Origin of the sequence: Streptomyces zaomyceticus (assembly GCF_014656215.1) — a bacterium.
Taxonomy (GTDB): Bacteria; Actinomycetota; Actinomycetes; order Streptomycetales; family Streptomycetaceae; genus Streptomyces; species Streptomyces zaomyceticus.
On the sequence record NZ_BNBZ01000003.1, the window covers coordinates 424,565 to 438,369 of the forward strand.

General features: G+C 70.2%; 10 protein-coding genes. 4 read left to right on the forward strand and 6 right to left on the reverse strand.

The window, feature by feature from the left end; translation table 11 throughout:
• Nucleotides 1-6 precede the first annotated feature (6 nt).
• Genes IE311_RS07015 through ctaC form a run of 3 tightly spaced genes read right to left on the reverse strand, consistent with a single transcriptional unit; the run spans nucleotide 7 to nucleotide 3,100 of the window.
• Entirely contained in the window at nucleotides 7-405 is a 399-nt protein-coding gene (locus IE311_RS07015) for a cytochrome c oxidase subunit 4 (RefSeq protein WP_189830689.1), read from the reverse strand.
• Nucleotides 402-2,138, reverse strand: a complete 1,737-nt coding sequence (ctaD, locus tag IE311_RS07020; RefSeq protein WP_189830690.1) for an aa3-type cytochrome oxidase subunit I — start codon at nucleotides 2,136-2,138, stop codon at nucleotides 402-404. Before ctaD ends, IE311_RS07015 begins: the two co-directional genes overlap by 4 nt.
• Nucleotides 2,135-3,100, reverse strand: coding sequence for an aa3-type cytochrome oxidase subunit II (ctaC, locus tag IE311_RS07025; protein ID WP_189830691.1), 966 nt, complete (start codon nucleotides 3,098-3,100; stop codon nucleotides 2,135-2,137). The genes ctaD and ctaC overlap by 4 nt, the downstream gene beginning before the upstream one ends.
• 445 nt (nucleotides 3,101-3,545) lie before the next feature.
• On the opposite strand from ctaC, the gene IE311_RS07030 reads away from it, so the two are divergent.
• Nucleotides 3,546-4,934, forward strand: a complete 1,389-nt coding sequence (locus IE311_RS07030; protein ID WP_189830692.1) for a cysteine desulfurase/sulfurtransferase TusA family protein — start codon at nucleotides 3,546-3,548, stop codon at nucleotides 4,932-4,934.
• 711 nt (nucleotides 4,935-5,645) lie between these two features.
• Here IE311_RS07030 and IE311_RS07035 read toward each other — a convergent pair.
• Nucleotides 5,646-6,620, reverse strand: a complete 975-nt coding sequence (locus IE311_RS07035; protein WP_189830693.1) for a carbohydrate kinase family protein — start codon at nucleotides 6,618-6,620, stop codon at nucleotides 5,646-5,648.
• 129 nt (nucleotides 6,621-6,749) lie between these two features.
• Here IE311_RS07035 and IE311_RS07040 point away from each other — a divergent pair, with 129 nt between their 5' ends.
• A complete protein-coding gene (locus IE311_RS07040; protein ID WP_189830694.1) occupies nucleotides 6,750-6,956 on the forward strand; it encodes a hypothetical protein in 207 nt (68 codons plus the stop codon).
• Between the two features lie 66 nt (nucleotides 6,957-7,022).
• Nucleotides 7,023-8,546 carry a hypothetical protein gene (locus IE311_RS07045; RefSeq protein WP_189830695.1) on the forward strand — a complete coding sequence of 508 codons (1,524 nt, stop codon included), beginning with the start codon at nucleotides 7,023-7,025 and terminating at the stop codon, nucleotides 8,544-8,546.
• A 96-nt stretch (nucleotides 8,547-8,642) separates the two neighbouring features.
• Here IE311_RS07045 and IE311_RS07050 read toward each other — a convergent pair whose 3' ends face one another.
• Nucleotides 8,643-8,999, reverse strand: coding sequence for a HesB/IscA family protein (locus IE311_RS07050; protein WP_015033024.1), 357 nt, complete (start codon nucleotides 8,997-8,999; stop codon nucleotides 8,643-8,645).
• Nucleotides 9,000-9,247: 248 nt separating this feature from the next.
• Here IE311_RS07050 and nadA point away from each other — a divergent pair, with 248 nt between their 5' ends.
• The gene (nadA, locus tag IE311_RS07055) at nucleotides 9,248-10,444 is read left to right on the forward strand and encodes a quinolinate synthase NadA (RefSeq protein WP_189830696.1); all 1,197 of its coding nucleotides are present in this window, start codon (nucleotides 9,248-9,250) and stop codon (nucleotides 10,442-10,444) included.
• Between the two features lie 70 nt (nucleotides 10,445-10,514).
• Here the strand turns inward: nadA and IE311_RS07060 are convergent, their stop codons facing one another.
• Nucleotides 10,515-13,658 (reverse strand): efflux RND transporter permease subunit, encoded by a 3,144-nt coding sequence (locus IE311_RS07060; RefSeq protein WP_189830697.1) that lies wholly within the window; start codon nucleotides 13,656-13,658, stop codon nucleotides 10,515-10,517.
• Nucleotides 13,659-13,805 lie beyond the last annotated feature (147 nt).

Consider the following 13,805-nt stretch of genomic DNA (forward strand, 5'->3'; position numbering starts at 1 on the left):
GTACCGCTACTGGTTCTGGTTCTCGCCGCGGTAGAACTCGAAGACCCAGCCGAAGAGGCCGACCAGGATCAGCGGGGCGGAGAAGTACAGGATCCACCAGCCCATCGCGATGGCGAGGAAGGCGAGCGCGCCGCCGATGGCCAGCGACAGCGGCTGCCAGCTGTGCGGGGCGAAGAAGCCCACGTCACCGGCCTCGTCCGCGACGTCGGCCTCCTTGTCGTCCTGCGCCATCGCGTCGACACGCTTGGCCGTGAAGGCCAGGTAGTAGCCGATCATGATGGACAGGCCGAACGCGAGGAAGAGCGCCGTCGTGCCGACCGGCTCCTTGGACCAGACGCCGTACAGGATCGCCATGGCAAGGATGAAGACGCTCAGCCAGATGAACATCTTGCCCTGGATCTTCACTTGCCGGCCTCCTTGCTGCCCGTGAGGGCCTCGGCCTCGTGCGGCTTGTTCTCGAGCTGGTCGAGAGCGGCGATCTCAGGGTGGTGCAGGTCGAACGCCGGCGATTCCGAACGGATGCGCGGCAGGGTGAGGAAGTTGTGCCGCGGCGGCGGGCAGGACGTCGCCCATTCGAGCGAACGGCCGTAGCCCCACGGGTCGTCGACCTCGATCTTCTTGCCGTACTTGGCGGTCTTCCAGACGTTGTAGAGGAACGGCAGGATCGACAGACCGAGCAGGAAGGAGGAGATCGTCGAGATCGTGTTCAGCGCGGTGAAGCCGTCGGCGTCGAGGTAGTCCGCGTAGCGACGCGGCATGCCCTCGGCACCGAGCCAGTGCTGCACCAGGAAGGTGCCGTGGAAGCCGATGAACAGCGTCCAGAACGTCATCTTGCCGAGCCGCTCGTCCAGCATCTTGCCCGTGAACTTCGGCCACCAGAAGTGGAAACCGGCGAACATCGCGAAGACCACGGTGCCGAAGACGACGTAGTGGAAGTGCGCGACGACGAAGTACGAGTCGGAGACGTGGAAGTCCATCGGCGGCGAGGCCAGGATCACGCCCGTCAGACCACCGAAGGTGAAGGTGATCAGGAAGCCGATCGTCCAGAGCATCGGTGTCTCGAAGGACAGCGAGCCCTTCCACATCGTTCCGATCCAGTTGAAGAACTTCACGCCGGTCGGTACGGCGATGAGGAACGTCATGAAGGAGAAGAACGGTAGAAGCACGCCACCGGTGACGTACATGTGGTGCGCCCACACGGTCACGGACAGGCCGGCGATCGCGATGGTCGCGGCCACCAGACCGATGTAGCCGAACATCGGCTTGCGGCTGAAGACCGGGATGACTTCGGAGACGATGCCGAAGAAGGGCAAGGCGATGATGTACACCTCTGGGTGTCCGAAGAACCAGAAGAGGTGTTGCCACAGCAGGGCGCCGCCGTTGGCCGCGTCGAAGACATGGGCACCGAACTTGCGGTCCGCCTCCAGGGCGAACAGCGCGGCCGCCAGCACCGGGAAGGCGAGCAGGACCAGGACACCGGTCAGCAGCACGTTCCAGGTGAAGATCGGCATACGGAACATCGTCATGCCCGGAGCGCGCATGCAGATGATCGTGGTGATGAAGTTGACCGAACCGAGGATCGTGCCGAAGCCGGAGAAGGCCAGACCCATGATCCACATGTCGGCGCCGACACCCGGCGAGCGGACGGCGTCCGACAGCGGGGAGTAGGCGAACCAGCCGAAGTCGGCCGCACCCTGCGGGGTGAGGAAGCCGGCCACCGCGATGATCGAGCCGAAGAGGTACAGCCAGTACGCGAACATGTTCAGCCGCGGGAACGCCACGTCGGGCGCGCCGATCTGCAGCGGCATGATCCAGTTCGCGAATCCGGCGAACAGCGGCGTCGCGAACATCAGCAGCATGATCGTGCCGTGCATCGTGAACGCCTGGTTGAACTGCTCGTTCGACATGATCTGCGTACCCGGACGGGCCAGCTCGGCGCGCATGAAGAGCGCCATGAGTCCGCCGATGCAGAAGAAGACGAACGACGTGACCAGGTAGAGCGTGCCGATCGTCTTGTGGTCGGTGGTGGTCAGCCACTTCACCACGACATTGCCGGGCTGCTTGCGCCGTACGGGCAGCTCGTTCTCGTACGAGTCCTCAGCTGCGGCGGCACCCTGGGTTTCGTTGTGGATGCTCACAGTTGGTTCTTCTCCGCATTCCTGGCCGGGTCCGTCTGCTCGATGCCAGACGGGATGTAGCCGGTCTGCCCCTTCTCGGCCAGCTCCTTCAGGTGCTGCTGGTAGCGCTCCGGAGAGACCACCTTGACGTTGAAGAGCATCCGGGAGTGGTCGACACCGCACAGCTCGGCGCACTTGCCGAGGAAGGTGCCTTCCTGAGTCGGGGTGACTTCGAAGACGTTGGTGTGACCCGGGATGACGTCCTGCTTGAACAGGAAGGGAACCACCCAGAAGGAGTGGATGACGTCACGGGAGGTCAGGACGAACCGGACCTTCTCGCCCTTCGGCAGCCACAGGGTGGGACCCGGGTTGCCGGTCTGCGGGTTCCGGTCACCCGGGATACCGGCGTCGTAGACGCCGCCGGCGTTCGCCGGGAAGTCGTCCTGGTACTTGTCCGGAATGGCGTCGAGGTTCGGAGCCTTCTGGGCGTCGCCCTTCACTCCGGGCACGTTCTCGACGTAGTTGAAGCCCCAGCTCCACTGGTAGCCGACCACGTTGATGGTGTGGGCCGGCTTGTCGGAAAGCGACAGGAGCTTCGACTCGTCACGTGCCGTGAAGTAGAAGAGCACGGAGACGATGATGAGCGGGGTGACGGTGTACAGCGCCTCGATGGGCATGTTGTATCGCGTCTGCGGAGGTACCTCGACCTTGGTGCGGCTGCGCCGGTGGAAGATGACGGACCACAGGATCAGCCCCCAGACCAGGACACCCGTGACGAGGGCGGCCGCCCACGAGCCCTGCCAGAGGGAGAGGATCGTAGGTGCCTCCTCCGTGACCGGAGTGGGCATACCAAGGCGGGGGAAGTCTTCCCAGTTGTACGAGCAGCCCGTGGCTGTCGCCAGGATCAGGCCCGCAGTCAGCACCTGCGGCAGCTTCCGCCGCATCGGGCGCCGCGACGAGCGGTCGGAGCCGTTGGGACTCACGTAGCGCCTTCCCGAGAGTCTCGGCCCGCGTTGGTCGGCCACGGCCGTCCGTCTCGCTGGTCGGTCGCCGCCCCGGCCGCGGGCAGGGGTTTGGATGTTTATGCGGACCAAACCCTACTGGACGCTATTTGGGGTCGCGCGGGGAGGGTGCCCAACGCGCCGTCCGAGTCCCCGAAGGGGTGGACTCCGGGGTTCCGCAGGGGGGTCGGGCGCGTCCGTTCGGCGGTCTGCCGGGGTGCCGCACCATGCTTCTGACGAGGGCTCACGGGGGCGGCGTCCGGTCTCGCCGAGGAGGTGCCACGGGCCGGGCGCGGACAGGGCGCGGACGTGCTCGGGGCCCCGCCGGAACCCGGCTCGCGCCTGCCCGGGACGGGGCACGGGCCCGGCCGGGACTCGGCTCGGGACGCGGCGAGGATCGCCCACGGCCAGGCTCTACGGTGGGCGGATGCCGTATTTCGACGCCGCGTCCGCCGCCCCTCTGCACCCCGTCGCCCGTCAGGCGCTGCTCGCCTCCCTGGACGAGGGCTGGGCCGATCCGGCCCGGCTGTACCGGGAGGGGCGGCGGGCCAGGCTGCTGCTCGACGCGGCGCGGGAGGCCGCGGCGGAGGCCGTGGGCTGCCGCCCCGACGAGCTGGTGTTCACTCCTTCGGGGACGCGCGCGGTTCACGCGGGAATCTCGGGATCTCTCGCGGGGCGTCGGCGTGTCGGAAACCGGATCGTGGTCTCGGCGGTCGAACACTCCTCCGTACTCCATGCGGCCGACAGCCACGCGGCGGCCGGCGGCACCGTGACCGAGGTGCCGGTGGGCCGGTCCGGGGCCGTGGACACGAACGTCTTCGCGGCGGCGCTGGACGCCGGGACGGCCCTGGCCTGCCTCCAGTCGGCCAACCACGAGGTGGGGACCGAGCAGCCGGTGGCCGAGGCCGCCGAGGCCTGCCGGGCCGCGGGCGTGCCGCTGCTCGTGGACGCGGCCCAGTCCCTCGGCTGGGGGCCGGTCGAGGGCGGCTGGTCGCTTCTCGCGGCGAGCGCGCACAAGTGGGGCGGTCCGGCGGGCGTGGGGCTGCTCGCCGTGCGCAAGGGCGTCAGGTTCGCGCCGCAAGGTCCCCCGGACGAGCGGGAGTCGGGCCGGGCGCCCGGCTTCGAGAACCTGCCGGCGATCGTGGCGGCGGCGGCCTCGCTGCGCGCGGTACGGGCGGAGGCGGCCGCCGAGGGGGCGCGGCTGCGGGCCCTGGTGGACCGGATCCGGGCACGGGTGCCGGAGCTCGTCCCGGACGTGGAGGTGGTGGGCGACCCGGTGCGCCGGCTCCCCCATCTCGTCACGTTCTCCTGTCTCTATGTCGACGGGGAGACTCTGCTGCACGAGCTGGACCGGGAGGGTTTCTCCGTTTCGTCCGGTTCATCGTGTACGAGTTCGACGCTGACGCCCAGCCATGTGCTGCGCGCGATGGGCGTGCTGAGCGAGGGGAACGTCCGGGTGTCCCTGCCCGCCGGCACCGCGGCGGAGGACGTGGACCGCTTCCTCGACGTGCTCCCGGGGGTCGTCGCGGGGGTACGGGAACGGCTCGGCGCCCCGGCCTCGGCCCCGGCCACCGGGGCGGCGGACTCCGCCTCTCTCGTCGTGGACGCCCTCGGCCGGCGCTGCCCGATCCCGGTGATCGAGCTGGCGAAGGTCATCGGAGACGTTCCGGTGGGGGGCACGGTGACCGTCCTCGCGGACGACGCGGCGGCGCGGCTCGACATCCCGGCGTGGTGCGAGATGCGGGGACAGGAGTACATGGGCGAGTCACCGTCGGAACGGGGCGGCGTCGCGTACGTGGTCCGCCGCCTGACCTGAAGGGGGCCCCTGGCGGGGCGGGGCCGGGGGCCGGCGGGCCGGGGGCTGGTGGGCCGGGGCCTGGTCAGCGGGCCCCCTCCCGAGCCGGGCCCTCCCGAGCCGGGCCCTGGCGGGCAGGGGCCTGAGGGGCAGGGGCCTTCCGGGCCGGGCCCCTGATGGGCCGGGGCTCCGTGCGGGGCCACGAGCCGCGCGGGCGGCGGGCCGGTTGCGGGCCGCGGGCCTTCGCCGGGCGCTGCTCCTCACCCCCGTGTGGGCATTCGTCCCGCTGGGGCGGGACGGGTGGGCACACGGGACGGCGCCCTTGGCGGCGCGTCCGCCCCCTGCGCCTGGACCCGCACCCACAGCGCGGCGCCCTTGGGTGGCGCGTCCGCCCCCTGGGCCTGGGCCCGCACCCATGGTTCGGCGCACAACGGGTGCGGGTCCAGGCTCGGAAGCCTGAGCGCCCGGCAGGGGCGACGTCCGTTGTGCCCACCCGTTCCGCCCCAGCGGAACGAATGCCCACAACGGGGGTGGGCGCAGGCCGTTGCGACCGGACGTTCCGCCCTGGGGGTCCCCCCGGACGGAGTCTGGGGGAGGAACGAATGCCCACAACGGGGGTGGGCGGAGGCCGTCGTGCCGCACCCGTTCCGCCCACAACGCGGTGGGCGGCGGCCGTCGCGCCCCGACGGTGAAACCAACGGCCCCCGGCGGGTGGGCCGGGGGTCGGGGGTGTCAGGCGAGGTGGGACTGGACCTCGGTGGCCGCGTCCTCGCCGTACGCCTTCGTGAAGCGCTCCATGAAGTTGGCCCGCCGCAGCGTGTACTCCTGCGTGCCCAGCGTCTCGATGACCAGCGTGGCCAGCATGCAGCCGACCTGCGCCGCGCGCTCCAGGCCGACGCCCCAGGACAGGCCGGTGAGGAAGCCGGCGCGGAACGCGTCACCGACGCCGGTCGGGTCGACCTTCGCGGTCTCCTCGGGGCAGCCGACCTCGATCGGGTCCTCGCCGACGCGCTCGATGCGGACACCGCGCGAGCCGAGCGTGGTGACCCGGTGGCCGACACGGGAGAGGATCTCGGCGTCCGTCCAGCCCGTCTTGGACTCGATGAGGCCCTTCTCGTACTCGTTGGAGAAGAGGTAGGTGGCGCCCTCCAGGAGGGTGCGGATCTCCTGGCCGTCCATGCGCGCGATCTGCTGGGAGAAGTCGGCGGCGAAGGGGATCTCCCGCGTCTTGCACTCCTCCGTGTGGCGGAGCATCGCCTCGGGGTCGTCGGCGCCGATGAGGACCAGGTCGAGCCCGCCCACCCGGTCGGCGACGGTCTTGAGCTCGATCAGCCGGGCCTCGCTCATCGCGCCCGTGTAGAAGGAGCCGATCTGGTTGTGGTCCTTGTCCGTGGTGCAGACGAAGCGGGCGGTGTGCAGCACCTCGGAGATGCGCACCGAGCCGGTGTCGACGCCGTGGCGGTCGAGCCAGCCGCGGTACTCGTCGAAGTCGTAGCCGGCCGCGCCCACGAGGATCGGGCTGCCGCCGAGCTGTCCCATGCCGAAACAGATGTTGGGTCCGACGCCGCCGCGGCGGACGTCGAGGTTGTCGACGAGGAAGGAGAGGGACACCGTGTGGAGCTGGTCGGCCACGAGCTGGTCGGCGAACCTTCCGGGGAAGGTCATGAGGTGGTCGGTGGCGATGGAGCCGGTGACTGCGATACGCACGGCGGGTGCTCCTGCGGGAAGGCGGTAATGACAGTTCACGCTACCGGGTGGGGGGCGCCCTGCCGACCAGTGGAAACTACCCCAGAGTAGGTCTTTTCCCCAGGGGCGTGTGGTGCATACGGTGCGCCCATGACCATCTACCCCGCTTCACGTGAGCGACACGAGTCCGAGTTGAGCCTCGCCGACCTGCGGGGCGACGGCGCGCGGATGGCTCCGCACTGGGTGACCCCGGTCTCCCCCGCACCCGCTCCGGTCTCCCCCGCGCTGATCCACGGGGTCGTCGTACCGGCGGCCTCGGCGCGGCTGATCGACGACACCGCCGAGTACGGGGACTGACGGACGGAACCGTCCGCCCGCCCGCTCCGTCCCATCGTCGTCCGGTCGAGACGAGGGAGCTGTGCGGTGAGCGGTACGGAGAACGTACGGAGGCGACGGAACGTCCTGGCCGCCTCGGTGGCGGCGGGTGTGCTCCTCGCCGGAGGCGGTGGCGTCTATCTCGCCACCACGGCGTCCGGTGACGGCAGCGGCGCGGCGGCCAAGGCCGCCGACGCGGCCGGGCCGCCCCCGCCCCTGAGGCTGGAGGGCGGCAGCGGCGGTACGGACGCCGGCGGCGACTCACGGGGCGGCCCCGGGATCGCGCCCGGCGAGCCGGACCCCGGAGGCGGCCCGAACGGGACCGTCTACACAGCCAAGGGCCCACTCCCCCAGGGGCCCTCCTCGGCCGCGGTCCACCGGCCCGAGGGCCTGGTCACCTCGGCGGAGGTGACCAGGCTGGCCGAAGCGCTGGGCATCTCCGGGAGCCCCTCCCTCGTGGGTGAGGTCTGGACGATCAGGCCCGAGAAGGACGGTTCGGGGCCCCGCCTCGACGTGTCCCGGAAGGCGCCGGGGAACTGGACGTACTCCTGGTACGACGGCGGCCCGGCGGGCGACAGCTGCCTCAAGGGCAAGGCGTGTCCGCCGCCGGGAGAGTCGAAGCCCTCGCCGGGCGGTACGCCGCTGAGCGAGGCGGCGGCGAAGGCCGCGGCCGCGCCCGTGCTGAAGGCGCTCGGCCAGGACGACGCGAAGGTCACCGCGACCCAGGTGATGAACGGTTCGGTGCGCGTGGTCAACGCCGATCCGGTGGTGGGCGGGCTGCCGACCTACGGCTGGTCGACGGGGCTGCACATCGCGCGGGACGGCCGGACGGTCGCCGGCAGCGGGATGCTCAAGGAGCCGGCCGAGAAGGCCTCGTACCCGGTGGTGCAGGCGGCGAAGGCGCTCGCCCGGCTGAACGAGGACTCGAAGGGCACCGGTCCGATCGGAATCGGGGGCTGCGCCACCGACCCGCCGGCCGCCGGGGTGGACGGCTCGGGCCGGCCGGACACGGGGGCCGGGCGGGAGCCCGCCCACGGGAAGCCGGTGTCGCCGCCCCCGCCCTGCGAGACGATCGTGGACCGGGCCGCGCCCGACCAGGTGCCGGTGACGGCGGCGGTGTTCGGTCTGGCCGCGCGTGACGTGGACGGCGAACGGCTGCTCGTACCGTCGTGGCTGTTCACGGCGGACCCGAAGGACGGCGCGCCGTACACGGTGGCGCAGGCCGCGGTGGCCCCTGAGTACCTGAAGCCGCCGGAGAAGCCCTCACCGGCGCCCACGCCCACGCCTGCGCAGCCGGACGGTACGGCGGCGCGGGTGGTCGAGTCCGTCCGGGTCGAGGGGGACGGCCGGCAGCTGGCCGTCACGTTCTGGGGCGGGGTGTGCAGCACGTACACGGTGAAGGCCGAGGAGCAGCCGGACCGGGTGACGGTGCGGATCGTCGAGAAGTCCGACCCCGAGCGGGTGTGCATCATGATCGCCAAGGACTTCACGAAGACCGTCACGCTGGAGAAGCCGCTGGGCGACCGCCCGGTGGTCGACGGGGCGAGCGGGGAGGCGGTGCCGCGCCGCTGAGCCCGGTGGCGCGTACGCACGGCGGGAGGAACGCCCGAGGGGCGGTGGACCGGAACATTCCGGTCCACCGCCCCTCGGGCGTACGACGTGTGCGGCTTAGCTGAACGAGTCACCGCAGGCGCAGGAACCCGTGGCGTTCGGGTTGTCGATGGTGAAGCCCTGCTTCTCGATGGTGTCGACGAAGTCGATCGAGGCGCCGCCCAGGTACGGGGCGCTCATGCGGTCGGTGACGACCTTGACGCCGTCGAAGTCCTTCACGACATCGCCGTCGAGCGAACGCTCGTCGAAGAACAGCTGGTAACGCAGGCCGGAGCAGCCGCCGGGCTGAACGGCGACGCGCAGGGCCAGGTCCTCGCGGCCTTCCTGGTCGAGGAGGGCCTTGACCTTGGCCGCGGCGGCGTCGGACAGGAGGATGCCGTCGCTGACAGTGGTCTTCTCGTCCGATACGGACATCTGCTTCTCTCCCGGTGTGTACGGAGACTGCTTGCCGACGGTTGCAACCGACGGTGCCCCGGATTCATTCCGGGCCGAGTGTGGGTCTTCCTCCTTCATGCTCGCACACCCTGTCCCCGAGCGGGGACGGTGAAGTCTCGCGACGGCGACGGCGAATTCGTCACATCGACACTATGGACATCGTCAACGTGACGTGAAGCGGTTATGATAGATAGCGTCATTTAGACGAAAAGCTCCTCGAAGAAAGGGTGCGTGACGTGACCACGGCCCAAGCCCGTCATGAACTCGACGTCCAGCCGTCGCCGCTCGCCCTGCTCCTGCTCGGCCGGGAGGCCGACCCGAAGAGCGAGCGCGGCGTGGAGTGCCCCGGCGATCTGCCCTCGCCCTCCGACCCCGACCTCGTGGAGCGCGCCCGCGCGGCCAAGGAGAAGCTCGGGGACAAGGTCTTCGTGCTCGGCCACCACTACCAGCGCGACGAGGTCATCCAGTTCGCCGACGTCACCGGCGACTCCTTCAAGCTCGCGCGCGACGCGGCGGCCAAGCCCTCGGCCGAGTACATCGTCTTCTGCGGCGTGCACTTCATGGCGGAGTCGGCCGACATCCTGACCGGCGACGAGCAGAAGGTCGTCCTGCCCGACCTCGCGGCCGGCTGTTCGATGGCCGACATGGCCACCGCCGAGCAGGTCGCCGAGTGCTGGGACGTGTTGACCGAGGCCGGCGTCGCCGATCAGGTCGTGCCCGTCTCGTACATGAACTCCTCGGCCGACATCAAGGCCTTCACCGGTAAGCACGGGGGCACGATCTGCACCTCGTCCAACGCCGAGCGGGCCCTGAACTGGGCCTTCGAGCAGGGGGAGAAGGTGCTGTTCCTGCCGGACCAGCACCTGGGCCGCAACACCGCCGTACGCGACATGGGCATGTCCCTCGACGACTGCGTTCTGTACAACCCGCACAAGCCGAACGGCGGCCTGACCGTCGAGCAGCTGCGCGACGCCAAGATGATCCTGTGGCGGGGTCACTGCTCCGTGCACGGCCGCTTCTCGCTGGAGTCGGTCGAGGACGTCCGCGCGCGCATCCCCGGGGTCAACGTGCTCGTCCACCCCGAGTGCCGGCACGAGGTCGTCGCCGCCGCGGACTACGTGGGCTCGACCGAGTACATCATCAACACCCTGGAGGCGGCCCCGGCCGGTTCCAAGTGGGCGATCGGCACGGAGCTGAACCTGGTCCGGCGGCTGGCGAACCGATTCGCCGACCAGGACAAGGAGATCGTCTTCCTCGACAAGACGGTCTGCTTCTGCTCGACCATGAACCGCATCGACCTGCCGCACCTGGTGTGGACCCTGGAGTCCCTGGCCGAGGGCAACCTCGTCAACCAGATCCAGGTCGACAAGGAGACGGAGAGCTTCGCGAAGCTCGCCCTGGAGCGGATGCTCGCTCTGCCGTAGCGGTTCTCCCCCGATACGCCCGAAGGGCGCCCCGCGGTGTGCGGGGCGCCCTTCGGCGTATGCGCGCTTCCTAGACGTCCAGCGCGTCCAGCAGGGACGTGTCCGTGTTCGCCTCGGTGGGCTGCTCCGGGACCTCCGCCCCGTTCTTCTTCGCCGCCTTCTTCTTCGCCCGGCGGTCCTTGCGGAGCTCCACCATCGCGTAGAGCGTCGGGACGAGGAGGAGGGTCAGCAGCGTCGAGGTGATCAGACCGCCGATCACCACCACGGCCAGCGGCTGGGCGATGAAGCCGCCCTCGCCGGTGATGCCGAGCGCCATCGGCAGCAGGGCGAAGATCGTCGCCAGGGCGGTCATCAGGATCGGGCGGAGCCGGTGCCGGCCGCCCTCGATCACCGCTTCGACGACACCGAGCCCCTGCGCCCGGTACTGGTTGATCAGGTCGATCAGGACGATCGCGTTGGTGACGACGATGCCGATCAGCATCAGCATGCCGATCATCGCCGGGACGCCCATCGCGGTGTCGGTGATCACCAGGAGGCCGATCGCGCCGGTCGCCGCGAACGGGATCGAGACCAGCAGGATCAGCGGCTGGATCAGCGACCTGAAGGTGGCCACCAGCAGCATGAAGACGATCGCGACGGCCGCGAGCATCGCCAGGAACAGGTTGAGGAAGGCCTCGTTCTGGTCCTCGGAGACACCGCCGATGGTGGCGGTGGCGCCCTCGGGCAGGTCGAGCGCGCCGATCTTCGACTGGAGGGTGGCGCTCACCGCGCCGGTGTTGTCGCCGACCGGCTTGGCGGTGATCGTCGCGGCGCGGGCGCCGTCGATCCGCGTCATGGACACCGGGCCGGGGACGAGCTCGACGGTGGCGATGTCGCCCAGCCTGACCGGCCCGAGCGGCAGGGCCTTGAGCCCGGCCAGGGTGGTGACCGGCTTCGCCGAGGTGATGAGGACGTCCCGCTCGCTGTCGTTAAGGATCGCCTTGGCGGTCGGGGTGCCCCGGACGGCCTGCGCGACGATCATGCCGAGAGAGGTGGAGTCGAAGCCCGCGTCGGCCGCCCGGTCGTTCGCCGTGACGGAGATCCGCGGGATCGACTGCGAGAGGTCGCTCTGCACGTCGGTGACGTCCTTGAGCCCGGCGATCGCGGCCCTGACCTGCTCGGAGGCCTTCCGGAGGACCTCCGGGTCACCGGCCTTGACGACCACGCTCAGGTCCTGGCTGCCGAAGCCGTCGCCGGCCGCGATGGTGGTGTCGCCGATCCCGTCGAGGGCGGCGAGGCCCTTCTCGATGGCGTCACGGGTCTTCTCGTAGGAGGCGGACTCCTCCAGGCTGATCTGGTACGAGGCCTGGTTGGTGCCGGTGCCGCCGCCGAAGGCCGCCATGAAGCCGGAGGAACCGACGTTGACCTGGTAGTCCTTGACGCCCTCGGTGTCCGCGAGGAGCTTCTCGATCTTCTTCGCGGCCGCGTCGGAGGCGTCGAGGCCGGTGCCGGGCGCCAGCTCCTGCTGGATGCTCAGGACCTCCTGCTCGCCCTGGTCGAAGAAGTTCGTCTTCAGGAGCGGGGCCATGCCGAAGGTGACGACCAGGACGACGAGCGCGATGGCCAGGCTCATGAAGCGACGCCGGGTGGCGAACCTCAGGACGGGCACGTAGAGGCGCTGGAGACGGCTCTTCTCCTCCTTCTCCTCGGCCAGCCTGCGGGCCTCCGCCAGGTCCTCCGAGGTGCCCTTGGGGGCGCGCAGGAACCAGTACGAGAGGACCGGGACCACGGTCAGGGAGACGAGCAGCGAGGCGAGCAGGGCCGCCGTGATCGTCAGCGAGAACGAGCCGAACAGCTCGCCGATCATGCCGCCGGTCAGACCGATCGGCAGGAAGACGGCGACGGTGGTGAGAGTGGAGGACGTCACGGCGCCCGCCACCTCGCGGACCGCCGTGAGGATCGCGGCCTCGCGCTCCTCGCCGTAGCCGAGGTGACGCTTGATGTTCTCCAGGACCACGATCGAGTCGTCGACGACTCGGCCGATGGCGATGGTGAGCGCGCCGAGCGTCAGCATGTTGAGCGAGAGGTCACGGGTCCACAGCACGATGAGCGCGAGGACGACCGAGAGCGGGATGGAGACCGCGGTGACCAGCGTCGAGCGGATCGACGCGAGGAAGACGAGGATCACCAGGACGGCCATGACGAGGCCGAGCGCGCCCTCGGTGGTCAGTCCGGAGACGGCCTTGGCGACGGCCGGGCCCTGGTCGGAGACCACGGTCAGCTCGGCGCCCGCACCGAGGTCGCCGCGGAGCTCGGGCAGCTTCTCCTTGACGGCGTCGGAGATCGCGACGGCGCTGCCGTCCTTGTACATGGTGGCCATGACGGCGAGGCTGGGCTTGCCGTTGGTCCGGGTGAGGGAGACGCGCGGCGCCTCCTCCTGGCGGACGGTGGCCACGTCACCGAGGCGGACCGCCTTGCCCTTGCCGGGAGTGGCCGCCGGGATGCGCAGGTCCTCGATCTGCCGCAGCGAGGTGTACCCGCCGCCGACCCGGATCGTGCGGTTCTTGCCGTCCTCGGAGAAGGAGCCGGCCGGGATCGTGCCGCCGCCGGAGCGGAGCGCCTCGGCGAGCTTCATCGAGCTGAGTCCGGCCGCGGCGAGCTTCCGCTCGTCCGGGGTGACGGAGACCTGAAGGTCCTGGACGCCGGTGACGGAGACCTGGCCGACGCCCTCGATGTCCTCCAGGGCGGGGACGACGGTCCGCTCCAGCTGGTCGGCGAGGGCCTGCGGGTCCTTGTCGGAGGCGGCGGCAAGGACGACGGTCGGAATGTCGTCCGTCGAGCCGGCCACGACCTGCGGGTCGACCGTGTCGGGCAGCTGGGCGCGGGCGCGGTTGACGGCCTGCTGGACGTCGGCGACGAGCTGCTTGGTCGATTCGTCGCCGTAGTCGAAGGAGGCCATGATGACGGCCATGCCCTCGGAGGCGGTGGAGGTGACCGACTTCAGGCCGTCGACGGCCTTCAGGTTGCTCTCCAGGGGCTCGACGACCTGCTTCTCGACCACATCGGGAGAGGCGCCCTGGTACGGGGCGAGGACCGAGACCATGGGCAGCTCGATCGAGGGGAACAACTGCTGCTTCAGCTGCGGTATCGCGATCGCCCCGAAGACGATCGCGACGATGGACATCAGCCCGATCAGGGCCCGTTGCGCGAGGCTGAATCTGGACAGCCAGGACATGGGGTCTCTCTTCTGTGGCGTACTCGTCGGCAGGCGGGAGCAGCCAGGATCACGGCCCGGATCCGCTGGATCCGCCGGAGATGCCCCCGTCCATACGATCTGCCATCGCGGGCCGGAAGTCCTCGGCCCCCGGGTCCACATCCTTAT

What these genes read in the sequence shown, in the direction of transcription:
- IE311_RS07060 (WP_189830697.1), bottom strand. Translation starts at nt 13,658, where the DNA reads ATGTCCTGGCTGTCCAGATTCAGCCTCGCGCAACGGGCCCTGATCGGG.
- IE311_RS07040 (WP_189830694.1), top strand. Translation starts at nt 6,750, where the DNA reads ATGACCATCTACCCCGCTTCACGTGAGCGACACGAGTCCGAGTTGAGC.
- IE311_RS07050 (WP_015033024.1), bottom strand. Translation starts at nt 8,999, where the DNA reads ATGTCCGTATCGGACGAGAAGACCACTGTCAGCGACGGCATCCTCCTG.
- IE311_RS07030 (WP_189830692.1), top strand. Translation starts at nt 3,546, where the DNA reads ATGCCGTATTTCGACGCCGCGTCCGCCGCCCCTCTGCACCCCGTCGCC.